This window comes from Paenibacillus sp. SSG-1 (assembly GCF_002224835.1).
GTDB lineage: Bacteria > Bacillota > Bacilli > Paenibacillales > Paenibacillaceae > Paenibacillus_AQ > Paenibacillus_AQ favisporus.
In genome coordinates this window covers 6,717,805-6,740,962 of record NZ_MBRK01000001.1, presented here as the reverse complement: position 1 = coordinate 6,740,962, position 23,158 = coordinate 6,717,805, and the positions used below count along the sequence as shown (strand labels likewise).

Below are 23,158 nucleotides of genomic sequence, written 5' to 3'. Positions count from 1 at the left end.
CTCTTAAAAAAACTCCGGATGCCTTCACAGGCGCTTCCGGAGTTTTTTTCGAATGAACGATGTTGTCAGGTCAGGATTTAACCCTCCACGGGGGTCAGAACAGCCTGCGGCTCCGATCCGGGAATCATCTCCTTTTCCGTCCCCTTCCCTAACCGGATATAACGCCCAATAAATTGGCGTATCTTGCGTTCGTACTCTTTTTTGTCCACAAAATAAGCGTTCGCATGCGAAGCCCCCTGAACCACATAGACTTCCTTATCCCCTGCCGCGGCATCCACAAGACGGTGCAGCATCGCGTATGGGACAAAGGTATCGCGGTCCCCGTGAATAAACAGAATCGGGAGCTTCGTCACGGCGACCTGCTTCAACGCTGAGGCTTCTCCGAAGGAGTATCCTGCCCGCAGCTTGCACATCAGGCTGGTTGCCGGCAGCAGCGGAAATGGCGGGAGCTTATACATCTGCTTGAGCTGATGGGTCAAAATGTCACGCACTGACGTGTAGGCACAGTCCGATACGATGCACTTCACCTGACCCGGGAGCTCCTCCCCGCTTACCATCAGCACCGTCGCTCCGCCCATGGATACGCCGTGCAGTATGATTTCCGCCCCGGGTCCGCTGCGGTCAATGACCGTGCCGATCCACCGCATAATATCCCTGCGGTCCGGCCATCCAAACCCGATGTAATTCCCTCCGCTTTGGCCGTGCCCCCGGTTATCCGGCATCAGCACGTTCATGCCCATCTCATGGTACAGCTTAGCAAAAGCCCCCATTTCCCGGCCCTGGCTGGAATAGCCGTGCACGACGATGGCGGTTTGGCGGGCAGGCGTCGCTGCGGGGATGAAATATCCTTTGAGGGCAATACCGTCCGAGGACGTCAGTTCCAACGTCTCTACAGGCTGGCTGCGGAGCCACTCCTCCTCAAGCTCCCAGGGGTGCTCTTCTTTGACCAGCGCCGGATCGGCTTCCAAAAACTCCTTCGTGCTGCGCTTGATGCCCACATTATAAAAATAAGCACTTGCCGCGGCCAGCAGCAAAACGATCACGGCCAGGCAAATGATGGCGACCCATACGGCGGTGAACATGATGGTGATCTTTCCCTCCCGGTCTTAGGCGATTATTGGATATGTATAAAATAACATTCCGCAGCACGGCATACAATGGCGGTTCTGCGTCCGTTCCTCACGATCACGCAAAAACAGCCCTTTCGGTCCATCACCGAAAGCGGCTGTTCGCTGTGCTGCAGGATCGTGCTACTTTTTGTTCTTCGCCATCGACCGCAGCGCTTCCCGGTAGGCGTTGTCCGTACTGTAGTCCGGCTTTGGCGCCGGGGGCTCCTCCTCCTTGGCCGGCGTGCCTCCGGCGAACTGCCGGAGAGCATCGCGGTAAGCCCGGTCGCCCTGCTGCTCCGCAGCCTGCGGCCTCCGGGTTGTCACCGGCACCGGCTCGGGTCTTCTTACCGGTTCAGAGGTCACCGGTCCGGTGGTTGCCGGCGGCGGTTCTGCCGCCTTCACTGGTTCAAGATGCGCAGCTGGCTCCGCCGCCTCTGGGTTGTTTGGGGCGGATTCCGGAGCATCCTTTTTTTTCGCCGTTTTCTTGGACATTCGGGCATTGTAAATAAAAAGAAAAACCAGGGCGAGGACAGCCAGAACGATAAAGGCGATAATCATAGCCTGTACCTTACCTTGCTGCCGAGGAGAATCGTCCGGCCAATTCGGCTACGCGCTTGCCTAATGCTCGGCCCAGGGCGAGGTCGTTTTCGCCGGGCAGGTTTTTGGGATCGTCATCCGAAAGCTCCACGGGACACGTCACACCCACGCCGTAATACGATCCGTACAGGGCATTCTCCGGTATGTTTCCGGGAAGACCGACAACGATCATGCCGTTGTGAAGCATCGGCGTCAGCAGGTTGATCATGGTGGATTCCACCCCTCCATGCACGGTTGCTGTCGTGCAGAATACGGCCCCTACTTTGTTGACCAGTTTGCCCTGCGCCCACAGGTAGCCGAGCCGGTCAATCCAATTTTTGAGTCCTGAGCTGATGGTTCCAAAATGCCCCGGGCATCCCCATACGATGGCGTCCATATCCTCAAGTTTATAAATGTCCGCTTCATTGACGTGAGCGATCTCTGCTTCAGCTCCGTCTACGCCCTTAGCCCCTTCCCATACGGAACGCGCCAAGGCTTCCGTGTGGCCGTTTTCGCTGTCGTAAACCACGTACACTTTCATGCATAACTCCCCTTTCATCAACTGGATTTCTTATTTATCCCCAGGGCAGCGTTCCTTTATCCTAGCAGTGATCCGGGAAATTCCTCTGCTGAATATGAATGGGGCAATTAGGAGATGCTCTTGGATATCTGTTTTCAATCGATAACTAGGAAGCAACTTTAGGAGGGATCATGCTTTTATGAACTCGCGTGCACTGCTGGTCAACGTTGTAGTCGTCATCATTGTGCTCGTCCTAGGCGGCGCGGCCATTTATTACTACAACCAGACGTCCAACTACATTAAAACCGACAACGCCCAAGTCACCGGACAGGGGGTATCCATCACCGCACCAGCGGCCGGCAAGCTTACGACCTGGAACGGATCCGTCGGTAAATATTACAATTCCGGCGATGTCGTAGGAAGCGTAACTTCCGGAGGTACCCGGGTCGATATTTCGTTCCCTGTGAACTCCACCATCGTTCAGCAAACAGCGGTTCCCAATTCTTTTGTATCCCCGGGAACTTCGCTGGCAAGAGCCTTCAACCTGAACAACCTGTGGGTTACAGCCAATATTGAAGAAACCAAGCTGGATAAAATCAAGGTCGGCCAAACCGTCGACGTCTACGTTGATGCTTTTCCGGATACAACGCTAACTGGCAAGATCGATCAAATCGGACTGGCTACCGCGTCTACGTTTTCGCTGTTTCCAACGACTAATTCCAACGCCAACTACACCAAAGTGACGCAAGTCATCCCTATCGTCGTAACCATTGAAGGATATAAAGGCCTCGGGCTCGTTCCAGGCATGAATGCGACTGTCCGAATCCATATTTAGGGGGCTTGTCTAATGGAAAATATACACTTGGGGCGGACGTTGACGGTACTCATGCTTGGGGCGTTCGTCTCTATCCTGAACCAGACGCTGCTGAATGTGGCGATCCCCCACCTGATGAACGATTTTAACGTGTCCGCAACGACGGTGCAGTGGCTGTCCACCGCCTACATGCTGGTGAACGGCGTGCTCGTTCCGGTCACGGCTTTTCTGATTGAGTCCTACGGGACCCGGGTGCTCTTTATTACGGCCATGAGCCTATTCACCATCGGGGCGGTGCTCTGCGCCGTCAGCACCAACTTTCCGCTGATGCTGTTCGGCCGCGTTGTGCAGGCCAGCGGGGCAGGGATCATTATGCCCGTCGTGATGAACGTGTTCCTGACGGTGTTCCCGCCCGAAAAACGCGGGACCGCGATGGGCATGATGGGGATTGCCATGATGTTCGCACCGGCGATCGGACCGACGTTATCGGGATGGATCGTGGAGCACTATACGTGGCGCATCCTGTTTTTCATGGTCATTCCGCTGGCCGTTCTTGATATACTGTTCGCCCTGAAGTGGCTGAAAAACATCAACCGCCTGACCAAACCGAAATTCGACTTCTGGGGCGTCGTCTTCTCTACCCTGGGCTTCGGGATCCTGCTGTACGGATTCAGCTCCGCCGGAGACAAGGGCTGGACCAGCTTTACGGTGCTTGGCTCGCTGATTGTTGGCGCCATATTTATCATCCTGTTTATCGTGCGCGAGCTGAACATGGAATCGCCGATGCTCGATTTCCGCGTTTTTAAGTACGACATCTTCTCGGTTTCGACGGTCGTCGGCGGCCTCGTCAACATGACGATGTTCGGAGCGATGCTGCTGCTTCCGATCTACCTGCAAAATATCCGGGGGTTCACCCCGCTCCAGTCCGGCCTGCTCCTTCTGCCAGGGGCGATCCTGATGGGGATCATGTCCCCGATCTCGGGAGCGATTTTCGATAAAATCGGCGCACGGCCCCTGGCCATTATCGGGCTGCTCATCACTGCGGTCATGACCTTTGAATTCAGCCGGTTGACCGACGCTACGTCGTATTCGCATCTGATGATGCTCTACACGATTCGCAGCTTCGGCATGTCGCTGATCATGATGTCGGTGCAGACCGAGGGACTCAACCAGCTTCCCTACTACCTCGGAAGCCACGGAACGGCGATGTCCAATACGATGCGGCAGGTGGCCGGGTCGATCGGAACCGCGCTGCTGGTGACGGTGATGTCGACGCGGACCACTTTTCACATCGCGGAATCGTCCACGCTCTACAACGAAGACAATCCGTTCATCATGCAGGATATCGCTGCACTTGGGCAGGAGGTTGCCACCACCGCAGGGGTTCCCGCCGAGACCGGCGTATCGCTGGCACTGCAGTCAGTGCTGGGGCTGGTGTCGTCGAATGCAAGCATTAACGGGATTAACGACGCCTTTATCGTGGCGACCTGGTTCGCCATCGCCGCCCTGTTCTTTTCCCTCTTCCTGCGCCGGGCGCGCAAAGGCAAACGGTCCGGGAGCCCGGCTAAGCAGCCCTAAGCTTCTAGACCCAAAGCGCAGCACCAAGATATTGGGCCTCATGATCGGGGTACATATACAAAGCCGCTATCCCGCATGGGATAACGGCTCTTTTATTTTTCGGACAAGATTTGCTTTTTTTAGTCGTACAAGCAGAGCCCCTCTCATAGGATGTAACAATGCGACAGACCGATGAAGGGGGTTCTCTTTGAATGAGTGTATGGATCAGCCATTTCCTGCTTGGCCTTTCCCTGGCCGCTCCGATTGGTCCCATCAATGCGGCACAGATGGACCGCGGGCTGCGCGGAGGCTTTTTACACGCGTGGCTGGTGGGCCTCGGGGCCATGGTGGCCGACGGAATTTTTATGCTGCTTGTGTATTTCGGGGTCATTCATTTTCTTAACATTCCTTTTATGAAAACGTTTCTGCTGCTGTTCGGCTTTTTTATCCTGACTTATATCGGCGTAGAAAGCCTCCTGACCGCAGGAAAAGCGGGTATGGAAACCCGCAGCAGTAATGAATCGCATGTGAAATCCTTCAGCGCCGGCTTTATCATGTCCATCTCTAACCCGCTGTCTATCCTGTTCTGGATGGGGATTTACGGGTCGGTTCTCGCCGACATGATCGCTAAGTACGAAGCCAAAGAGGTGTTCTTGTACAGCTGCGCCATCATGGCCGGCCTCCTGCTGTGGGATGTGCTGATGGCAATCGTAGCCAGCATGTTCCGGCGGGTGCTTACGCAGCGCCTGGTCAGCGCGATTTCGGTCATTTCCGGCATTTCACTTATCGGATTCGGCCTCTACTTCGGATACGAGGCATACCGAATTTTGTTCGGGTCCTGATCGTCCTCGGGCCAGACTCTGCTTGCTCTTTGGTATCGTACGAGCTCTTCTTCGGCCCATCGGTCTTGTTCCAGAAATGGCGCATGACCAGCGTAACACAGCCAATCACGACGATAAATCCGAGACTGATGAAAAAACCGGGACGGCTGATTTTATGAAACAGCGTTCCGATCAGTGTCAAGGCGATCAGCGCCATGCCGATATACCGCTTGGCTTTGCCCCATCCGGTCAGCTCCAGCAGCTTGCCGGACGTGACGAGAATAAACATCCAGTTATACAGCAGCATCATGCCCGCAGCCGTCGTAATGTACTCATATACGCTTTTCGGCATCAGCAGAGCGGATACCACGGAAGCGAGGAGCCCCACAGCCGTCAGACCGATGGCCGGCAGGGGCTTTTTGCCTTCCTTCTTCTTGCCCTTGATGAAAAAGGGCGGTGCGTCCCCATCGCTGGCCAGCGTAACGATCATCGTCGTCACCGCAAACAGCGAGGCCGTCATCGTCGAGAAGCCGGCAATAATGAGGACCGCATTAAACAAATGCGGCACAAACGGAAGCTTATAATCGACAAGAGCCACCACAAACGGGCTCTCCTCGGCGGCATAGGATTTCCATGGCTCGAGAATAAGCGCCAGTCCGATGGAAATGACATAAATGGACACTAACAGCAGCAGCATCACTTTGCCAGCCTTCGGCGCATCTTTGGGCTCCTTCAGCCTCATGGTCATCAGACCTAACGCTTCCAGACCCCCGTATCCGTAAAAAGCAAAAATGAGCGCCGCCCAAAATCCTGTGAGCCCGCCCGGTACCCAATCCCGCGGAAAGGCGGGACCGTGAGCTTTGGTCGGGAGTACGCCGGATACCGCCAGAATGGCGATGACCATAAACATAAAGATCGCCGCAATTTTTAGCACGGCAAAAATGTTCTCCATTCGCTCGAATCCCTTGGTTCCAATCCAAATAATAAGGAGCCCGAGAACACCGTACCCCGCCGCAAAGCACCACATCGGAACCTGCGGAAACCAAAAGCGCGAAAACAAGGCAAGCGCCGTTAATTGGCTCCCCATAATAAGCAGCTCCGACGACCAGTACACCCAGCCGCTGCTGAACCCTGCCCACCGGCCGAAAGCCTTCTTGGCGTAAGAGCGGAACGAGCCCTCCATCGGATCCTCCGCTGTCATTTGAGACAGCTTGTCATAGACCAGGTAGGCCCCGAACGCCGCCAGGGCGTACGCAACGACCGCGGAAGGGCCGCCGATCTCGATCGCAATATGAGAGCCCAGGAAAAAACCCGTACCGACCGTGCAGGCCACCCCAAGGAGCGACAGCTGCCACCATTTCAGTTTCTTTTCTTTCGTCTGGGAGCCTTGATTCTGTGCCATAAATGATTCCCTCCACCGTATTGGTCGAACTCTGTTATCATCCCCTGGAGGTGACATCTTATGTACATTATGGCTGGCCCCGAAATACCAAAAAACCGCAGCTGCAGGGACTTTCGCCATCCTGCAAACTGCGGCTTTGAAACAATAGATTTATGATTCCTTTTAACGATTCGTTACTTCTTGATTCCCCAAGCTTTCAAAATGGCATCATGCACATACGTGTTTTCATAGACGCCTGCAAACAGCTCGGCTCCGCTGCCCGTAGCCGTCAGCGGCACGTCCACGCCGGAATGGCCGGAAGTCGTCCAGTCCACATAGAACTGATTCTTCGAGTTCGCGATGGCGAACGGACCGTCTTCCTTCGAGATGCCGTCTCCGGACTCGTCCTTGTCATCCGGCTCTTCGATCGTCAGGCCGCCTGTCTCATGGTCGGCCAGCACAAGCACCAGCGTGTCAGGATGCTTTTTCGCGAATTCCTTGGCGACGCCTACCGCTTTATCCAGCTCCTGGCCGGCTTTGATCGTCAGCTTGGCGTTATTTTCATGCGCCATTTCGTCCGTACCTTCTTCCTCCACCATCAGGAAAAAGCCCTTCTTATTCGTAGAGAGGGTATCGAGCGCCTTTTTCGTCATATCCACAAGCGGTACCGTCGGGTTGTATAGGTCGCCTTGTCCTTCCTCTCTTTGCTGGAACATTTCTTCATTGGCGAACAGGCCGAGAATTCTGCCGTTCTTCGCTTTGCTCAGCTCTTCTTTGTTCGTTACAAATTGATATCCGAGCTGCTTGGCTTTCTCCACCAGGTTGCCCTGAGTGCCCTTGCTGCCTTCCGACGGATCTTCAGCAGGCTGGTCCGGATGCGGCCCCGGCGTACCTTGCGGGTACCAGAAATCCTCACCGCCGCCCAGCAGGACGTCTACTTTTTTCTCCAAGTATTGCTTGGCGATATCGCTTTGCTTCGAGCGGTCCTCCACATGCGATGCGAATGCTGCAGGCGTTGCGTCGGTAATTTGGCTCGTCGTCACCAGGCCCGTAGATTTGCCTTTCTCCTTGGCGATTTCAAGCAGCGTTTTGACCGGTTTTTTGTTGGCGTCCACGCCGACGGCTCCATTGTAAGTCTTCACGCCGCTGGCAATCGCCGTTGCCGCTGCAGCGGAGTCGGTGACCGTAGTTGTGGAATGGGTACGAAGAAGTCCAACATATGGCATATCGTCCATTTGCAGCTTGCCGTTAACGCCAACCGTGCTCAGACGGATGGCATCGCGAGCTGCGGTGCCCATGCCGTCACCGACAAACAGGATCACGTTTTTGGCTTTGCCTGCATTGGGCGAAGGGGCTTTCGAGTTTCCTTGGGCGCTGACCGAGCCCGTAAAAATTAAACTTGCCGCCGCGCTCAGGCAGAAAGCGGTTTGAACCAGACGTTTACTGCGTTTCATTCATCATTCACTCCTTTAAAGGATTCTAGCATGTCCCCATTATAGGAGCCGATTGTTAAACGGGATGGCGGAGTTTGTAAAATGTATTTCATCTTTACGAAGAGGCAGGCGGATCGGGGCCGGACAGGTCCAAACTGGCTTCGGGTGAAATCTGTTTTCTCCTGGTCCCCGGATTATGATATATTTCATATCAGGAAGACCTATTTTTCATAGAAGTGGAGAAGGAGGAAACACAATTGGAATTCAGAATTGAGAAAGACACCATCGGCGAGATCAAGGTTCCGGCGGACAAGCTTTGGGCGGCGCAAACCCAGCGCAGCTTTGAAAATTTTGAAATCGGCACGGAGAAAATGCCCCTTGAGCTGATTCGTGAATTCGCCATCCTCAAGAAAAGCGCAGCTCTCGCCAATAAAGAGCTCGGCAAGCTGAATGCAGAAAAAGCCGACGCTATCGTCGCAGCGGCCGACGAAGTGATTGCCGGCAAACTGAACGATCATTTTCCGCTCGCCGTATGGCAGACCGGAAGCGGCACCCAGTCCAACATGAACGTAAACGAAGTCATCGCCAACCGGGGGAACCAGCTGCTTCAGGAACAAGGCAGCGACCAGCGTATCCATCCGAACGACGACGTCAACAAGTCGCAAAGCTCCAATGACACCTTCCCGACCGCTATGCATATTGCCGCCCTGATCGCCGTGGAGGATCAAGTCCTGCCTTCCCTGGTGAAGCTGAAGGAGACTTTCCGGGCGAAGAGCGAGCAGTTTATGGATATTATCAAGATTGGCCGGACCCACCTTCAGGACGCGACTCCGCTGACCTTGGGCCAGGAAATCAGCGGATGGCACCGGATGCTGGAGAAAAGCGAAGGCATGATCCGCAGCAGCCTGGAGTCCCTGCGCGAGCTGGCGATCGGCGGGACCGCGGTAGGAACCGGGATTAACGCCCATCCGAAGTTCGGCGAGATGACGGCAGCCAATATCAGCAAGCTGACCGGCAAAACGTTCACATCGGCAGAAAACAAATTCCACGCGCTCACGAGCCATGACGAGATCGTCTATGTTCACGGCGCGCTGAAAGCGCTTGCCGCAGATCTCATGAAAATCGCCAACGACGTGCGCTGGCTGGCCAGCGGTCCGCGCTGCGGCATCGGCGAGCTGACGATCCCGGCCAATGAACCGGGCAGCTCCATCATGCCGGGCAAGGTCAACCCGACGCAGAGCGAAGCACTGACGATGGTCGTCTGCCAGGTTATGGGCAACGATGCAGCGATCGGCTTCGCGGCGAGCCAAGGCAATTTCGAGCTGAACGTGTTCAAGCCGGTCATCATCTATAACTTCCTGCAGTCCGCCCGCCTGCTGGGCGACGCCATGCGCTCATTCAACGATCATTGCGCCGTGGGCATCGAACCAAACCGCGCAGTCATCGAACGCAACCTGAATCAGTCGCTCATGCTCGTGACGGCACTCAATCCGCACATCGGCTACGAAAACGCCGCCGCGGTCGCCAAGCTGGCACACAAGGAAGGACTGACGCTGAAAGAAGCGGCCCTGAAGAGCAACCTGCTCACCGAAGAGCAGTTCGACGCGGTCGTGCGTCCGGAGGAAATGATTCATCCGAAGGAATAGTTAGAGATAGAAAAAAAAGTCGAGTTAAGGTCAGGAATCTTCCTGGCCTACTCGACTTTTTTTATTTCTCTCACCATACTCCCCTCAGCTTGTCATTGCCCCTCGGTCAGCCCCAGCGGCGGCAGGTTTGGCTTTGGAGCGTGCCAGCCGGATTTCCTCCTGCTTTCTCGCGGCGTAATAACGCCGGAAGCGGACGGAATAACCGAGCATATACAGCACCAACAGCGAGGCCAGCGTGTTCAGCACCACGAGCGACACATGCAGATCGAAAAAGTACGTCAACACGCCGGTGCCGACAACCGGTACGATAAACCCGGCATAACCGGCAAGGTAGAAGGTCGTGATGACCTTTGACCGAGCCTCGGCGTGCGGCAGCTCACCAGCCAGACGCAAGCTGATTTGGAACGTCCAGCCACTGCCAAGGGCTTGAACCAGTACCCCGATCCACAGCAGAACGATGCTTCCGGTGGATCCTGAGAAGACGACCAGCCATGCCCCGATCGACAGCAGCGCGATGCCCAGCCGAAGACGGGTAACCGGTTCGCTCGCCAGCGGCAACAATTGCAGCAGGGCCCCTCCTCCAAGCAGCAGCAGGATCAGCAGGCCGGAGACGGACAGGTTGGATGAATGGAGCACGCTTTTCACAAAGGAAGGAATCAGGGACAAAATAATACCATTCAGCGTAAACAGCGTAAAGATCGGCAGGGCGCTGAACGACCAGAAATGCGGGCTGATCTCGGACGGCACTCCCAGCGATATCGGTGCAGGTGCCGCTTTCGGCTTGCCTTTTTGAGCCAGAAAATCGGCATCCTTTAACGTTTCCAGAGCCATCCACGCGGTCACCAATAATGCCGTCAACAGCCAGAAAGGAACGCGCAGCGGCATCAAGTGCAGATACTGAATGACCAGTCCCGTCAAAGCCGGACCGAGACCGAATCCGACCGATACCGTTATACCTGATAAGGTGATGGCCAGCGGGATTTTATCACCCGGCGTCTGCTTCAGCAGAAACGCCACCGCGGTACCGGTAAACGTCCCGTAAGCGATCCCCTCCAGAATTCTTGCGGCATACACGAGCCATGCCTGCTGACTGCCCATAAATACCAGAGTGGCAAGAATGGAGATCCCTATGCTGATCCGGAGCACCCGCTTGAGCCCCCAACCGCTTCCCCGGGATCCGGAAACCAGCAGTGACGGCAGCAGGAACAAGGCGTATACCGCAAACAAAATCGTGATCTGCAGGCTGCTTAAATGGTAACGCTCCTGATAGAGCGGAAATAACGGGGACGTAAACGTCGCCCCGATCGACATCATTAAAATGATCCAAAGCATGCGTTTCATATGATTACCCTCACTTTTATTGGAATGTTCGTTCAAGAAAAAGGGTTAAAAATCGGCCTCCTCCCTACAAAAGGGAGAAGCAGCCGGTGCTGTAACTACATTTATCTGAACGCTCGTTCAAGAAAATCTCAAAAAAATAGGGTCCAGACTCGCTGAAAACTTCCCCATTTCTATTTATCTTTAAAAAACCGTAGACACCGCGACGGCACAAATATCCTCCAGTACGCCGCGATCAGCCGTCGTCCGGGCCATGACATGGACGCCCTGCTTGACGCCGTTCAAAAAACGGGCCAGCTGGCGCAGACTTTGCTTGCTTCGCACCAGCCCTTTGTTTTGCGCCCGCATCAAGAAGCTGAACAGCAGCCCTTCTGTATGCATATAGTGCGCATCGATCCGGCTGGCGACGTTCGGGACATAAGCTACCGCTCCCAGGGTCGTGTTCGTCATGAGGCAGCCGCGCCCACGGGCCGCGTTACTCAGCGAAACGTCCATCACTCTGGAAAAATAACGCTCCAGCTGCTCCTTGGGCGAGTCGCTGTCCTCTTTTAAAATATAGTTGTAATTCTCGTCCGTCCTTGCGCTGAAACGGTCCAGGCAGGCCAAAAACAGCTCGTGCTTGTCGCCGAACGTATCGTACAAGCTGCCCCGGTGAATCCCGAGATGATCGCACAAATCCTGGATTGAGGTGCTCTCGTAGCCCTTCTCCCAGAACAGGTCCAGCGCCTGGTCGATGGCTTTCTCCTGGTCGAATTCCTTATGTCTGCCCATACCGTAAACGCCCCTTTCTTGATCATGATGTGAGGATAACATTTTCTTGAACGTTCAGTCAAGTATTTTGCGCAAAAACAGGCGGGACGCCCCCGATCTTCACGATCTCCTTAAGGCGTCCCGACGTCATATCGCTGCTATAAATGGAAAATGGTCTTTTGGCCAAAGCCCGAGGGCCGATTATTCGTTATCCTGGGTTGGCTGCTGGCTGAACGCTTCTTTAGCGTCCTTCACCATTTCTTTGGCGAACTCTTCTCTTTGTTTGTCCGGTACCGGCATTTTGTTCAGCTCGGTTCTTTGGACTTCGTATTTGCTAGGCTCTTGATCGTTGTGATTCGTCATGTCCGGGTGCACCTCCTTTAATTGCAAAAAACTGCCCAAGTGGTAGGATGCACCAGTCCGGTTTTTTTATGCATGGCTAGCCTTCCACAGCCGCTTAATTGGCCTTGATCAGCAGCGCCTCCGGCCGGTCCAGCTGGTACAAGCTGCGGTAGCGGGGCTCGTTCTCCATCAGCTCGGCATGGCTGCCGCGCATCACGATCCTGCCGTCCTCCATAAACACGATTTCGTCCATGTGTTCCGCTCCGGCCAAATGATGCGTCACCCAGATCAGCGACTTCCCCTGCAGCGAATCGAGCATGATCCGGATCAGCTCATTCTCTGTCCGGGGGTCCAGGCCAACCGTCGGTTCGTCCAGCAGGACCACCGGGTTGTTCCGCAGCCAAATCCGGGCCAAAGCGATCCGCTGGCGCTCGCCTCCGGAGAACCGCTGACCGGTCTCGTGCATCCGGGTATGGTAGCGGTCCGGCAGCGATTCGATCAGCCGGTCCAGCTTCACCTGCCGGGCGGCCCGCACGATATCCTCCTCGCCGGCGTCCTGGCTGCCGAGCCGGATATTGTTGGCCACGCTCGTATCGAACAGATACGGATTCTGGTTCAGCACGGAAACGATATGGGGCATATGCTCTCCGATCGCCGCGGCCGGAACGCCGTTCAGCGTGACCTCGCCTTCGCTGGGGGTAAGCGCCCCTTCCAGCAGCTTAAGCAGGGTCGATTTGCCCGCACCGCTGCGGCCGATGATGGCGACCTTTTTGCCCTGCGGAATATCGAGGGATATATCCCGAAGTGTCCAGGACGGATCGCCTTCATAGCGAAAGCCGGCGCGTTCCACCCGAATATGAACGGCGCCGCCGGCCATTGCTGCGGCTTGATCCCCGCTCACCTGTCCGTTTCCGTATCCATTCACGTTAGACTCCTCCCCTTCCAAATCCGAGAGCCGCCGCAGGGAATCCCGGTAGCGGGGAAGATGCTCCACGGCTTCCGAGACCGGGAGCAGGGCATCCGTCACCGGGAACACGACCAGCACAAAGGCCGCGATCAGCACGGCAGGCAGCTTCCCGTCGGCATACATTCCTGCCGCCCAGACCAGCACCGCCAGCAGGATCAGGCCGACAACGCACTGGCCGGCCAATTGTCTGAAGCGTACCCAGGCGCGGAGCTTCGCATCCGTTCGGGCAGCTTCCCCGGCCTTCGCCTCGTATGCCGCCAGAAACTGGGCCTCCCGGCCGCTGATCACCCAGTCGCCCATACCCAGCACAGCATCGGTCAAATGCCGGTACATGCCGGCTTTCTGTGTTTTGGCCAGCTTCGTTTTGGCCTTGGTCATCAGCAGGGATAGCCACGGCAGAATGCCGACAAGGATGAACATATACAGCGCCAGGACCAGGGCAAAGCGAAGATCCCAGCGGCCCACCGCCGCTGCGGCTGCCGCGTACATGACCAGCGCCGACGCTCCGGGAAACACGGTTCGCAAATACACATCCTGCAGATGCTCGATGTCGGCGGACAGCACGCCCAATACGTCTCCGGCGCGAAACCGCGACTGGATCCAGAGCGCCTGGGGCTCCAAGATCCGGTACAGCCGCTCGCGCATGGAGGATACGATCCGAAGGACCGTACCATGGCCCGCCAGCCGCTCGGCATAGAACAGGACGGCCCGCCCGATGCCGAACGTGCGGACGAGCACGATCGGCACGTACACCATCAGAATGTTCTCCGGGCGCAGCGCCGATTTGGAGATCAGCAGTCCGGAGGTGAACATCAGGCCTGCCGCGAACAGCAGCGCGAGACTGCCAAGCCCGATAATCAGCAGGCAGCGTCCCCAGTGGGCCCGGATGTATGGCACAATCCATCCTTCTTTTCTCACCTTACTCCCTCCATTTGCGATCGAATCAAAGCGTCATACGCCCCGCCCTTGCCGAGCAGCCCCGAATGGGTGCCCTCCTCAACGATTCTGCCGTGGTCCATCACCAATACACGGTCCATATCGGGCATCCAGTGCAGGCGGTGGGTGGCCAGAAAAACAAGCTTGCCCCGGAACAGGCGCAGCATCGTTTGCTTCAGTTCATACTCGGTTTCAATATCGAGATGGGCCGTCGGCTCATCCAGCAAAATAATCGGCCGGTCGCTCAGAAAAGCTCTGGCGAGCGCCACGCGCTGCGCCTGCCCGCCGCTCAGCTGGCGCCCGCCCTCGCCGATCGGCTCATCCAGGCCACCCGGCAGACTGCGGACCAGCCCGGCAAGGCCGGCTGCTTCCACGGCCTGCAGCGCTTCCTCCCGGGACGCCTCCGGCGAGTAGAACCGGATGTTGTCCAGCAGGGAGCAGCTGAACAGATACGGATGCTGCGGGATGTAAGTGATCTGGCTGCGCCACGCTTCACCGGCCAGCGAACCGACCGGCGTCCCGTTCAGGCAAATCTCGCCTGCATCGGGTGCGAGGAACCCGCCCAGCACGTCGATCAGCGTGGATTTGCCCGCGCCGCTGGCGCCGATGATGCCGATGGTCGGCATGCCCTGAACCTCAAGGGACACGCCATCCAAGGAACGAGGGCTCTGGGGGCTCTGCCCCTGCCCTTGCTCCTGCCCGGTCCCATCCGTACAGCCCTCAGCAGGCCGGTCAGCCCCAGCCTCCCGTCCGCGTTCCGCACCATCCGTCTCCGGTGCTGAACCGTACGCCTCAGCCTGGTGCTGCACGGTCACCCCCGACAGCGTCAGCCGGCTGAACGGCGACCAGCGCCAATCAGCGCCCGGGCCCGGCGCTCCGCCGGAATCAGCCGGCTCTCCCTCCGGCCGGTCCAGGATGGACTGCATCACGGCGCCCGCCTCTTTGCCGTCCTGCGTCGCATGGAAATCCGTGCCGACCTGCCGGACGGGCAGGAAATATTCCGGCGCCAGGATCAGCACCGTCAGCGCGGTGACCAGCTCAAGCTGGCCGTTCACAAGCCGCAGGCCAAGGCCGACGGCGACGACGGCCACCGACAGCATCGTGAAGAAGTCGAGCGCGAACGAGGACAGGAAGGCGACGCGCAGCGTGCGCATCGTCGCTGTCCGGTAGCGGTCGCTCACCTTGGCTACCGATGCGCCGTGCTCCCGGCTCTGGCCCAGCAGCTTCAGCGTCTCCAGGCCGCGCAGCGAATCAACGAAGTGGTTGGACAGCACCCGGAAGGTGTCCATCTGCTTCTCGGCCTGCTTGCGGGCCGCCAGGCCGATGAGGATCATGAAGGCGATCAGGATCGGCATGGAAACCAGCAGAATGACGCCGGACGTGATGTCGCGGAAAAAGACGTAGGCCAGAATCAGCCAAGGAATGATGGACATGCCTGCCATCCGGGGCAGGATCAGCTCCAGGTATTTGCGGAACTTCTCCGTCCCTTCGAGCGCCAGCGTGACCAGATGGCCCGTGCCTTCGGTTCGCGCAAACCGCGGGCCGAGCCGGAACAGCTTGCGCAGCACCCGCCCCCGGACATCGGCCGCGGTGCGGTCCGCAAATGCGCTGCCGATTTTCTGCTGCAGCAGTCCGAGCCCGTGCCGGAGCAGGAAAGCACCCAGGAACATCGCGATCCTGCCGGTCTGCCCGGATAGCGGCGCCCCGGCGAACAGAGCCGACACGGCCTCGGCCAGCCCCTTGGCCATCATCAGGATGGAGACGCCTTGCAAAACCGTCAGGAGCAGCATGACGGCGAAAACGGGCTTTATCCCTTTGTAACCCAGCAGCTGCTTATCCATCGTGCTCAGTACTCCAGATGGCTCTGCTCGTGAACCCGTTTATGAAAGACGAAATAGCTCCAAATCTGATAGCCAAGCACGAACGGCAGCAGGGATAAAGCCACGATCGTCATGACTTTCAGGGAATACGGACCCGATGCGGCGTTGGTCAGCGTCAGGTTGAACGCCTGATCGATCGAGCTGATCATGACGTTCGGGAACAGTCCGGCAAAGAAGAAAGCAATCGTCAGCGCAATGACGGCGCCCGTCATGCCGAATGCCCAGCCGTCACGGCGCTTGGCGATGAAAACGGCGGCCAGCACGTAAGCGGCGACGATCACCACGCCCATGACGGTCAGCAGGAAGGCACGGCCCTCAAAAATGTCCGTTTCGAAATAGGTCATCGCCCCGAACGCCGCAATCAGTACCGCCAGCGGGGCAAGCAGCACCTCCGCCAAGCGGCGGGCCCGCACCTGCAGGTCGCCGGTGACCCGAAGCGTCGTAAACATCAGTCCGTGCACGAGGCAGAGCACTACCATGGTGAGCCCGCCGACCACGGAATACAGGTTGACGATGTCGCCGAAGAATCCGGCTTTCATCTCCATCGCCTGGTCGATCGGCAGCCCCCGGATCAGGTCGGCGAAGACGACGCCGAGCAGCAGCGGCGGCAGCAGACTGCCGATGAAGATGACGACATCCCACGTTTTTTTCCAAGCTGCGGTCTGCACCTTGCCGCGGAATTCAAAAGCCACCCCGCGCCCGATCAGGGCGAGCAGCAGGAGCACCAGCGGCGTATAAAATCCGCTGAACAGCGTCGCGTACCAGTTCGGGAATGCGGCGAACATCGCGCCGCCGGCCGTCAGCAGCCACACCTCGTTGGCATCCCAGAAGGGGCCGATCGAATTGATCAGCACCCGGCGCTCCGTATCGTTTTTGGCCAGAATGCCCGTGGACATCCCGACCCCGAAGTCAAAACCCTCCAGAAAGAAAAACCCGATAAACAGAACAGCTACAAGGACAAACCACAGCTCATTGAGAGACAGCATGCGGAACTCCCTCCTTATCAAATGGATCGGCCGACTCATTCGAATGAGCAGCGTTGTCGGCGTACGGTCCTTTTTTGATGACGCGGACGAACAGATACACCATGACCATCGCCAGAATGGCGTAAATGGCCGTAAAAGCAATGATGGAGAACAATACCTGGCCGGCCGTGACGCTCGGCGACACCCCGTCGGCGGTCGTCATCAGCCCGAATACGGTCCAAGGCTGGCGTCCAATCTCCGTCATGATCCAGCCCGACGTATTGGCGATAAACGGCAGCGAAATGGCAAACAGCATCAGGCGCATAAACCAGGTGTTGCGGTTGTCGAGCTTTTTGCGTGCCGCAAGATAGACGCCGTATAAGCTGAGCACAATCAGCAGCGAGCCGCTGGCCACCATGATGCGGAAGCTCCAGAAGGTCGTGCGCACCGGAGGAATGTAATCCCCGGGGCCGTACAGCTGTTCATATTGGGACTGCAGCTCCTTCATCCCCGTTACTTCGCCGGAAAACTTGCTGTAAGACAAGAAGCTGAGAAGATAGGGAATTTGGTATTCCCCGGTATTGGTCTGATTTTTCGTATCAATAAATGCGGTGACGGTCCACGGCGCGGGATCGCTGCTCGTTTCCCAGAGCGCTTCGGTCGCAGCCATTTTCATCGGCTGGGTCTTCACCAAATATTGCGCCTGCTGGTGGCCCACCAGTGCCACGCCGATCGAGGACACAAGCCCGATGATCACCGCGATGGCAAAAGATTTTTTGAAAAAGGCGGTATCCTGTTTCTTCAGCAGCTTGTAGGCGCTGACCCCGGTGACCAGAAAGGCGCCGGTCATAAAAGCCGCCAGAATCGTGTGCGGGAACTCCAGCAGCAGCTGGCCGTTCGTAATCAAAGCTAGAAAGTCGTTCATCTCCGCGCGGCCGTTATGGATCGTATAACCGACCGGACGCTGCATAAAGGAGTTGGCTGCCAAAATCCAGAACGCCGACATCACCGTGCCGAACGCGACCAGCCAGATGCAGATCATGTGGACCTTTTTGGACAGACGCTCCCACCCGAAAATCCACAGGCCGATAAACGTCGATTCGAGGAAAAACGCAAGCAGCGCTTCGATCGCCAGCGGCGCCCCGAAGACGTCACCTACAAAGCGGGAGTAAGCCGACCAGTTCATGCCGAACTGGAACTCCTGCAAAATCCCCGTCACCACGCCGACAGCGAAGTTGATCAGGAACAGCTTCCCCCAAAATTTAGCCATTCGTTTGTACTCTTCTTTGCCTTTGACGACATACATCGTTTCCATGATCGCGATCGTGAACACCAGCCCAATGGACAGCGGCACGAAAAAAAAGTGAAAAATCGTCGTCGCGGCAAACTGGATACGTGACAGCATAACTACATCCATCGTCTCTTCCCTCTTTCCTGTCGTTATTCTTAAAACCCGCCTAACAGGTTCCGATAACTTGGCTTCATCGTTTCTTCCTGTATCATGGCAGACTTTGAATCCGAATATTGTGATAAATGTCACAATACAAAGCCCAAATCGTTGGTTTTGTGAAATTAGTCACAAAATATTAAAAAATGTGGCCCTTCAAGCACAAAAAAGACGCCCGCACCTTTCGGCGCAGCCGTCCAATTCTTCAGTTCCTCTATATATGTTGCCTGCTTCAGGCTCGTTCGTGAAATCATGCTAGTCCCGTGCCACATAGTATTTATTGGTCATGTACCAGGCATCGCCCTTATCGGTCGGCACTCTGCCCTTCTTCTTGTCCAAAAATACGATTTCCTTGCACTTGGAACAATACCATTTGGTCGTGTAGTATTGGGAAAAGGTCGTGTAAGTCGTACCGCATTTGCAATCGACCTTGAAGTACACCCGGTTTTCTTCGTACGCCTTCGACAGCTGATCCGTGTTGTCGGACTCCGAAGAAGGAACCACGGGCTTGATCAGTTCAGCGTAATTGGAGAACCGATTATGCACTTTAAAATCGGCGACCAGCTCCGGATTCAGGCCAAAAAACTCCTTACCGATCGCTGTGATGAATTTCGCATCCGTGCGATAGCACTCGATCCATTCCTGAATCTGCTTATTGGATAAAGGTACAGTTCCTTTAATGCCGCTATTCAAGGTGTAGGTCATGATGCTCAAATTCTCATTGTCTTCATAGAACATTAATTCGGAAACCTCCTTATGATTTCAATTAATAATGTACTACTTCTGAGGGACAGAATCAAAGTGAGAAATAGTGCCAAGTGCCGGAAATATAAAAAAGCCCCCTTTCGGGGGCCTTCCAAAGCGGGAAACCCGCAGCTGCCGGATGTAGAGCGCTTTAATGCGGCATGCGTGCGGCTTCATTTTTTGTATGAAATTACGACAAAAGGATAACATTTACCAGCCATTTTGTCGAAATCCGCCTGGTGTAAACGGTTGTTAGCCGCAGAAACAAGTCCGATTAAAGACGACGGTATGGGCCGGGATACGGACCGTGTGGATAGTGTGGATGCGGAACATGATGGTGACGGCCGTCCGCCAGCACAATCACCAGCAGATCAAACAGTACGAGCGGCAGAATGAAAGGAAAAAACGAGATATGCGCCTTTCCGGGACTGCTCGAGACCGAGGAAACCTTCAGGTATACCTTGGAACTGCTGACCTTGACGATCTTACCGTAGAACGTGCTTCCGTACTTCGTCTTGATCTTTACCCGGCGGTTCATATACTTCTTGGCAGCCGAATAATGCTTGGATGTCGTCATGCGTCTCACCCCCTTCTCCCCAGCTTATTCCAGCTGAGGCGAAGGGAGCCGGGGCGGAAGGCTATTTCCTGAGCCGGTTGGAGCGGAACATCAGAAAGAGCAGGTAAGGCGTTCCGATGACCGCTGCGACAAGTCCGACCGGAATTTCCTTGGGGGCGATCAGCAGCCGGCCGACGATATCGGATACGACCATCAACAGGCCCCCGAGCAGCGCCGACAGCACGACCGCGCGCCGGGTATGATGCCCGGTCAGCAGGCGGACGGCGTGCGGTGCCAGCAGGCCGACGAAACCGACCGTGCCAACGGCCTGAACGACGGCAGCCGCGATGAGCACGCCGATCAGCGCTGTGAGCAGCCGGGCCCGCGTCAGCGCCAGGCCAAGCCCCTGGGATACGGCATCGCCGAATCCCAGCAGGTCCGCCCGGCGGCCGATCAGCCAGGCCGCCGGAAGCAGGACGATCAGCAGCGCCGCCAGCCTGATCAAATCGCTCCAGCCGCGGGCATAGACGGTGCCGGCCAGCCAGGCCAGCGCCGGAGCAGCCCCCATGCCGGAGCGGATGACCAGGAACTGGATCGCCGCGGCGCAGGCCGCCGACACGGCGATGCCGACCAGCGTCAGCGTGCTGGTCTCCAGCCCCTTCCGCCAGGACAGCACGCCGACCACGGCTGCTGCACCCACAGCGCCCACGATGGCCGCAGCCGGCAGCCATCCGCCGGAGGCGGCCGGGAAGAGCACGATCAGCAGCAGCGCCCCAACGCCCGCGCCGGAGGTGACGCCCACCACCGAGGCATCCGCCAGCGGATTGCGGACGGTGCTCTGCAGCATGACGCCGGCCACGGCGAGACCGGCTCCGGCCAGCATCGATACGAGCAGGCGGGGCAGACGCATATCAAGGATGATATTGCGGTACATCGCCTCCCCGCCGCCGCTCAGGACCGCGAGCGTATCGCCCAGCGGGATGCGCAGGCTGCCTGCCGATATGCCGATGACCGATGCCAGCAGGATCAGCACCATCATGGCGGCAAGCAGCAGCGGGTACGGCGGGCGCTTATGCAGCACGCCGGCGCTCATCCCGCCTCCGCCGTCCGCCGCAGCCGTGCGGCTGGCCCGCAGCGCCAGCCAGATCAGCCACGGAGCGCCGAACAGCGCCGTGACGGCCCCCGCCGGCAGCTCCCCGAGCGTGCCGCGGAACAACCGGGCAATGGCGTCGGCACCCAGCAGGATGACCGCGCCCCATAACGCGCTGCCTGGAATGAGCAGCGCATGCCGCCGCATCCCGAGCAAGCGGATGAGATGCGGGGCGATCAACCCCACAAAACCGATCGGGCCCACCACGCTGACGGTGACCCCGGCGAGCAGGACCGCCGCGGCGAGTGCGGCGGTGCGGGCCAGCCCGACCCGCTGGCCCAGCGCCTGGGCGGTCTCGTCCCCCATCTCCAGCAGGTCCAGCTGGCGCCGGAACAGCCATGCCAAAACGAGGACGCCGGTCACCCACGGCCAGCTGTAGGCCGCTCCGTGCCAATCGTTCTGGTTCAGCGAACCCGAGCCCCAGACGAACAGCCCATTCGTCTCGTTCTCAAACAGCAGCTGAAGCGCGCCGGTGAACGAGGCGAGCACCAGCGACACGATCATGCCGGAGAGCGCCATCCGGACCGGCGTGCTCCGGCTTGCCCCAGCCAGCAGGTAAGACAGCCCTGCGCCCAGGCAGCCGCCGAGCAAAGCCGTGATAAGCGGTGACGCATGAATCAGGGACGGCATAAAGATCGTGCACAGCACCACGGCAAAATAAGCGCCGGCATTGATGCCGAAGGTTCCCGCTTCCGCCAGGGCGTTCCGCGTCACCGTCTGCAGCAGGGCGCCTGCCGCAGCCAGGGCGGCACCGGCCAATATGCCCATGACGGCTCTGGGCAGCCGCAGGCCGCGAATGGTATGGTGTTCCGCGATGTTTTCCGGGTGAACGATCGCCTCATACACCGTACGAAGCGGAATATGAAGCTCCCCTTGCGTCAGGCTCAGCACCAGAAGGATCACAAGGAGAATACCTCCCCCGGCAAACACCAGCAGATTCAGGCTGATTCGGCGGTTTTCCGGCCTTATGGCAGCCACAGGTTCCGTCACCTGCTCCATTACCGGCTTCATTGCGTCAGCAGGCTGACCGTCTTATCGACCAGGATTTTCGCCGACAGCGGGCCGCCGTATACCCACATATCGCCGCCGAGAGAATACGTTTGTTGTTCCTTGACGAAATGCAAGCCGTTCCAGACGGCATTGTTCTTCATCTGCTTCTCGATAATGTTATCATCGTCCTGAACGACGTACAGCAGATTGGCATCCTGTACAGGTACCAGCGATTCCACTGTCGTCTGGGCGTAGCCGTCCTCCGGAAGGGGATTAGGCTGATAGGCATTCTCGAAGCCCGCACGCTTCAGCGCGCCTGCAGCAATCGAGTTGTCCGAGTACAGCAGCATGACCGCCGCATCCTGATTCGAAAAGCCTTGAATCAAAGCGTATTTCACATGTTCTTTGCCCGCGGCCTTCAGCTTCGCTTTGGCATCGTCAAAGGTGGCCTGCACGTCAGCGAGCACCTTCTCGCCTTCTTCTTTCTTGCCGACGATATCGGCAATCGTCCGGAAGGAATTTTCCATCGTGGCGTATTGATCCTGGGAAGCTTCTTTGGAGTAGTTATCAAAAACTACGGTCGGCGCAATCGCCTTTAGCTGCTCGTATGTATCCTTCACGCGGAAATTTTCCGCGATAATCAGGTCCGGTTTGAGGCTTGTAATCAGCTCCAGACTGGGCTCCTGCCGTGTACCTACATCGATGACGTCCGCCGACAGCCCCGGCTGGGCGTTCACGTATTTCTTATACCCTTCCACGTCGGCGACACCTTTGGGTTGAATGCCCAGTGCAATCAAATCCTCCGCGTACGTCCATTCCAGAACGACGATGTTTTTCGGCGTCCCTTTCATCTCGGCGGTTCCCATCGAGTGTTGGATCGTGCGCACCTCTTCCTGTTGGGCCGGTGTGCTTGAATCTCCGCTGCCAGCCTGTGCCGCAGCTCCTTCCTTGGCTTCTCCCCCCGTACTGCAGCCTGCAGTGAATAAAGCGATGAGGCAGCACATGATGAACGGGGCGAACAGCCCCCTTTTTAACCGGAATGTCTTCATGAACACAATCTCCCTCTCTGCTATGTACTTATTATTGATATTGAGAATCAGTATCAATTAAATATCTAAATGATATTGGTTCTCAATTGGGATGTCAATAGCGATTTTGGGCATTAAAAAGCGGCCTTCCGCCGCATTGGCGGAGCCGCTTATGTACAGTTTGATAGAAGACCGCTTGCAGAATATA

20 protein-coding genes are annotated in these 23,158 nt (G+C 57.1%); 4 read left to right on the top strand and 16 right to left on the bottom strand.

Annotated elements, in window-relative coordinates:
- Nucleotides 1–77 precede the first annotated feature (77 nt).
- From BCV73_RS30705 to BCV73_RS30695, 3 genes are all read right to left on the bottom strand, one after another.
- Nucleotides 78–1,082 (bottom strand): alpha/beta hydrolase, encoded by a 1,005-nt coding sequence (locus BCV73_RS30705; protein WP_089549655.1) that lies wholly within the window; start codon nt 1,080–1,082, stop codon nt 78–80.
- Between the two features lie 168 nt (nt 1,083–1,250).
- Nucleotides 1,251–1,667 carry an OadG family protein gene (locus BCV73_RS30700; protein ID WP_089549654.1) on the bottom strand — a complete coding sequence of 139 codons (417 nt, stop codon included), beginning with the start codon at nt 1,665–1,667 and terminating at the stop codon, nt 1,251–1,253.
- A gap of 10 nt (nt 1,668–1,677) precedes the next feature.
- Nucleotides 1,678–2,226: an NAD(P)H-dependent oxidoreductase gene (locus tag BCV73_RS30695; RefSeq protein ID WP_076171918.1), complete on the bottom strand. Its 549-nt coding sequence runs from the start codon at nt 2,224–2,226 to the stop codon at nt 1,678–1,680.
- Between the two features lie 178 nt (nt 2,227–2,404).
- Here BCV73_RS30695 and BCV73_RS30690 point away from each other — a divergent pair, with 178 nt between their 5' ends.
- The 3 genes from BCV73_RS30690 to BCV73_RS30680 all read left to right on the top strand — a co-directional run bounded on the left by BCV73_RS30690 (nt 2,405) and on the right by BCV73_RS30680 (nt 5,418).
- Nucleotides 2,405–3,040 carry an HlyD family secretion protein gene (locus tag BCV73_RS30690; RefSeq protein ID WP_089549653.1) on the top strand — a complete coding sequence of 212 codons (636 nt, stop codon included), beginning with the start codon at nt 2,405–2,407 and terminating at the stop codon, nt 3,038–3,040.
- Between the two features lie 12 nt (nt 3,041–3,052).
- Complete coding sequence (locus BCV73_RS30685; RefSeq protein WP_076171922.1) at nt 3,053–4,597, top strand: DHA2 family efflux MFS transporter permease subunit; 1,545 nt, start codon at nt 3,053–3,055, stop codon at nt 4,595–4,597.
- A 191-nt stretch (nt 4,598–4,788) separates the two neighbouring features.
- Nucleotides 4,789–5,418: a LysE family transporter gene (locus BCV73_RS30680; protein ID WP_076171924.1), complete on the top strand. Its 630-nt coding sequence runs from the start codon at nt 4,789–4,791 to the stop codon at nt 5,416–5,418.
- On the opposite strand, the gene BCV73_RS30675 is transcribed toward BCV73_RS30680, so the two are convergent.
- Nucleotides 5,360–6,799: an amino acid permease gene (locus BCV73_RS30675; protein WP_089549652.1), complete on the bottom strand. Its 1,440-nt coding sequence runs from the start codon at nt 6,797–6,799 to the stop codon at nt 5,360–5,362. The two genes, BCV73_RS30680 and BCV73_RS30675, sit on opposite strands and share 59 nt — an antisense overlap.
- A gap of 173 nt (nt 6,800–6,972) precedes the next feature.
- Nucleotides 6,973–8,232, bottom strand: a complete 1,260-nt coding sequence (locus BCV73_RS30670; RefSeq protein ID WP_076171929.1) for an alkaline phosphatase — start codon at nt 8,230–8,232, stop codon at nt 6,973–6,975.
- Nucleotides 8,233–8,468: 236 nt separating this feature from the next.
- On the opposite strand from BCV73_RS30670, the gene fumC reads away from it, so the two are divergent.
- Complete coding sequence (gene fumC / locus BCV73_RS30665; RefSeq protein WP_089549651.1) at nt 8,469–9,857, top strand: class II fumarate hydratase; 1,389 nt, start codon at nt 8,469–8,471, stop codon at nt 9,855–9,857.
- Between the two features lie 84 nt (nt 9,858–9,941).
- On the opposite strand, the gene BCV73_RS30660 is transcribed toward fumC, so the two are convergent.
- The 11 genes from BCV73_RS30660 to BCV73_RS30615 form a co-directional block, all read right to left on the bottom strand.
- The gene (locus tag BCV73_RS30660) at nt 9,942–11,198 is read right to left on the bottom strand and encodes an MFS transporter (protein ID WP_089549650.1); all 1,257 of its coding nucleotides are present in this window, start codon (nt 11,196–11,198) and stop codon (nt 9,942–9,944) included.
- Between the two features lie 180 nt (nt 11,199–11,378).
- Nucleotides 11,379–11,966 (bottom strand): TetR/AcrR family transcriptional regulator, encoded by a 588-nt coding sequence (locus tag BCV73_RS30655; RefSeq protein ID WP_076171937.1) that lies wholly within the window; start codon nt 11,964–11,966, stop codon nt 11,379–11,381.
- A gap of 180 nt (nt 11,967–12,146) precedes the next feature.
- A complete protein-coding gene (locus BCV73_RS35240; RefSeq protein WP_163881934.1) occupies nt 12,147–12,308 on the bottom strand; it encodes a hypothetical protein in 162 nt (53 codons plus the stop codon).
- 94 nt (nt 12,309–12,402) lie between these two features.
- On the bottom strand, nt 12,403–14,172 hold the full coding sequence (cydC, locus tag BCV73_RS30650; protein ID WP_089549648.1) for a thiol reductant ABC exporter subunit CydC: 1,770 nt from the start codon (nt 14,170–14,172) through the stop codon (nt 12,403–12,405).
- Nucleotides 14,169–16,031: an ABC transporter ATP-binding protein/permease gene (locus BCV73_RS30645; RefSeq protein ID WP_089549647.1), complete on the bottom strand. Its 1,863-nt coding sequence runs from the start codon at nt 16,029–16,031 to the stop codon at nt 14,169–14,171. Before BCV73_RS30645 ends, cydC begins: the two co-directional genes overlap by 4 nt.
- Nucleotides 16,032–16,036: 5 nt before the next feature.
- Nucleotides 16,037–17,056 (bottom strand): cytochrome d ubiquinol oxidase subunit II, encoded by a 1,020-nt coding sequence (gene cydB / locus BCV73_RS30640; protein WP_076171943.1) that lies wholly within the window; start codon nt 17,054–17,056, stop codon nt 16,037–16,039.
- Nucleotides 17,040–18,452, bottom strand: a complete 1,413-nt coding sequence (locus tag BCV73_RS30635; protein ID WP_089549646.1) for a cytochrome ubiquinol oxidase subunit I — start codon at nt 18,450–18,452, stop codon at nt 17,040–17,042. Before BCV73_RS30635 ends, cydB begins: the two co-directional genes overlap by 17 nt.
- A gap of 285 nt (nt 18,453–18,737) precedes the next feature.
- Nucleotides 18,738–19,220, bottom strand: a complete 483-nt coding sequence (locus BCV73_RS30630) for a hypothetical protein (RefSeq protein ID WP_076171947.1) — start codon at nt 19,218–19,220, stop codon at nt 18,738–18,740.
- Nucleotides 19,221–19,500: 280 nt separating this feature from the next.
- Entirely contained in the window at nt 19,501–19,803 is a 303-nt protein-coding gene (locus BCV73_RS30625) for a hypothetical protein (RefSeq protein ID WP_076171949.1), read from the bottom strand.
- 61 nt (nt 19,804–19,864) lie between these two features.
- Complete coding sequence (locus tag BCV73_RS30620) at nt 19,865–21,943, bottom strand: iron ABC transporter permease (RefSeq protein WP_256993055.1); 2,079 nt, start codon at nt 21,941–21,943, stop codon at nt 19,865–19,867.
- Nucleotides 21,940–22,971 carry an ABC transporter substrate-binding protein gene (locus tag BCV73_RS30615; RefSeq protein ID WP_076171951.1) on the bottom strand — a complete coding sequence of 344 codons (1,032 nt, stop codon included), beginning with the start codon at nt 22,969–22,971 and terminating at the stop codon, nt 21,940–21,942. Before BCV73_RS30615 ends, BCV73_RS30620 begins: the two co-directional genes overlap by 4 nt.
- Between the last annotated feature and the right edge of the window lie 187 nt (nt 22,972–23,158).

Excerpts from the sequence above, each read along its gene's own strand:
- BCV73_RS30660 (WP_089549650.1), bottom strand. The coding sequence starts at position 11,198 with ATGAAACGCATGCTTTGGATCATTTTAATGATGTCGATCGGGGCGACG.
- BCV73_RS30635 (WP_089549646.1), bottom strand. The coding sequence starts at position 18,452 with ATGGATGTAGTTATGCTGTCACGTATCCAGTTTGCCGCGACGACGATT.
- BCV73_RS30670 (WP_076171929.1), bottom strand. The coding sequence starts at position 8,232 with ATGAAACGCAGTAAACGTCTGGTTCAAACCGCTTTCTGCCTGAGCGCG.
- BCV73_RS30695 (WP_076171918.1), bottom strand. The coding sequence starts at position 2,226 with ATGAAAGTGTACGTGGTTTACGACAGCGAAAACGGCCACACGGAAGCC.
- BCV73_RS35240 (WP_163881934.1), bottom strand. The coding sequence starts at position 12,308 with ATGACGAATCACAACGATCAAGAGCCTAGCAAATACGAAGTCCAAAGA.
- BCV73_RS30655 (WP_076171937.1), bottom strand. The coding sequence starts at position 11,966 with ATGGGCAGACATAAGGAATTCGACCAGGAGAAAGCCATCGACCAGGCG.
- BCV73_RS30625 (WP_076171949.1), bottom strand. The coding sequence starts at position 19,803 with ATGACGACATCCAAGCATTATTCGGCTGCCAAGAAGTATATGAACCGC.
- BCV73_RS30615 (WP_076171951.1), bottom strand. The coding sequence starts at position 22,971 with ATGAAGACATTCCGGTTAAAAAGGGGGCTGTTCGCCCCGTTCATCATG.
- BCV73_RS30685 (WP_076171922.1), top strand. The coding sequence starts at position 3,053 with ATGGAAAATATACACTTGGGGCGGACGTTGACGGTACTCATGCTTGGG.
- BCV73_RS30700 (WP_089549654.1), bottom strand. The coding sequence starts at position 1,667 with ATGATTATCGCCTTTATCGTTCTGGCTGTCCTCGCCCTGGTTTTTCTT.
- cydB (WP_076171943.1), bottom strand. The coding sequence starts at position 17,056 with ATGCTGTCTCTCAATGAGCTGTGGTTTGTCCTTGTAGCTGTTCTGTTT.
- BCV73_RS30645 (WP_089549647.1), bottom strand. The coding sequence starts at position 16,031 with ATGGATAAGCAGCTGCTGGGTTACAAAGGGATAAAGCCCGTTTTCGCC.
- BCV73_RS30630 (WP_076171947.1), bottom strand. The coding sequence starts at position 19,220 with ATGTTCTATGAAGACAATGAGAATTTGAGCATCATGACCTACACCTTG.
- BCV73_RS30690 (WP_089549653.1), top strand. The coding sequence starts at position 2,405 with ATGAACTCGCGTGCACTGCTGGTCAACGTTGTAGTCGTCATCATTGTG.
- BCV73_RS30675 (WP_089549652.1), bottom strand. The coding sequence starts at position 6,799 with ATGGCACAGAATCAAGGCTCCCAGACGAAAGAAAAGAAACTGAAATGG.
- BCV73_RS30705 (WP_089549655.1), bottom strand. The coding sequence starts at position 1,082 with ATGTTCACCGCCGTATGGGTCGCCATCATTTGCCTGGCCGTGATCGTT.
- BCV73_RS30620 (WP_256993055.1), bottom strand. The coding sequence starts at position 21,943 with ATGAAGCCGGTAATGGAGCAGGTGACGGAACCTGTGGCTGCCATAAGG.
- BCV73_RS30680 (WP_076171924.1), top strand. The coding sequence starts at position 4,789 with ATGAGTGTATGGATCAGCCATTTCCTGCTTGGCCTTTCCCTGGCCGCT.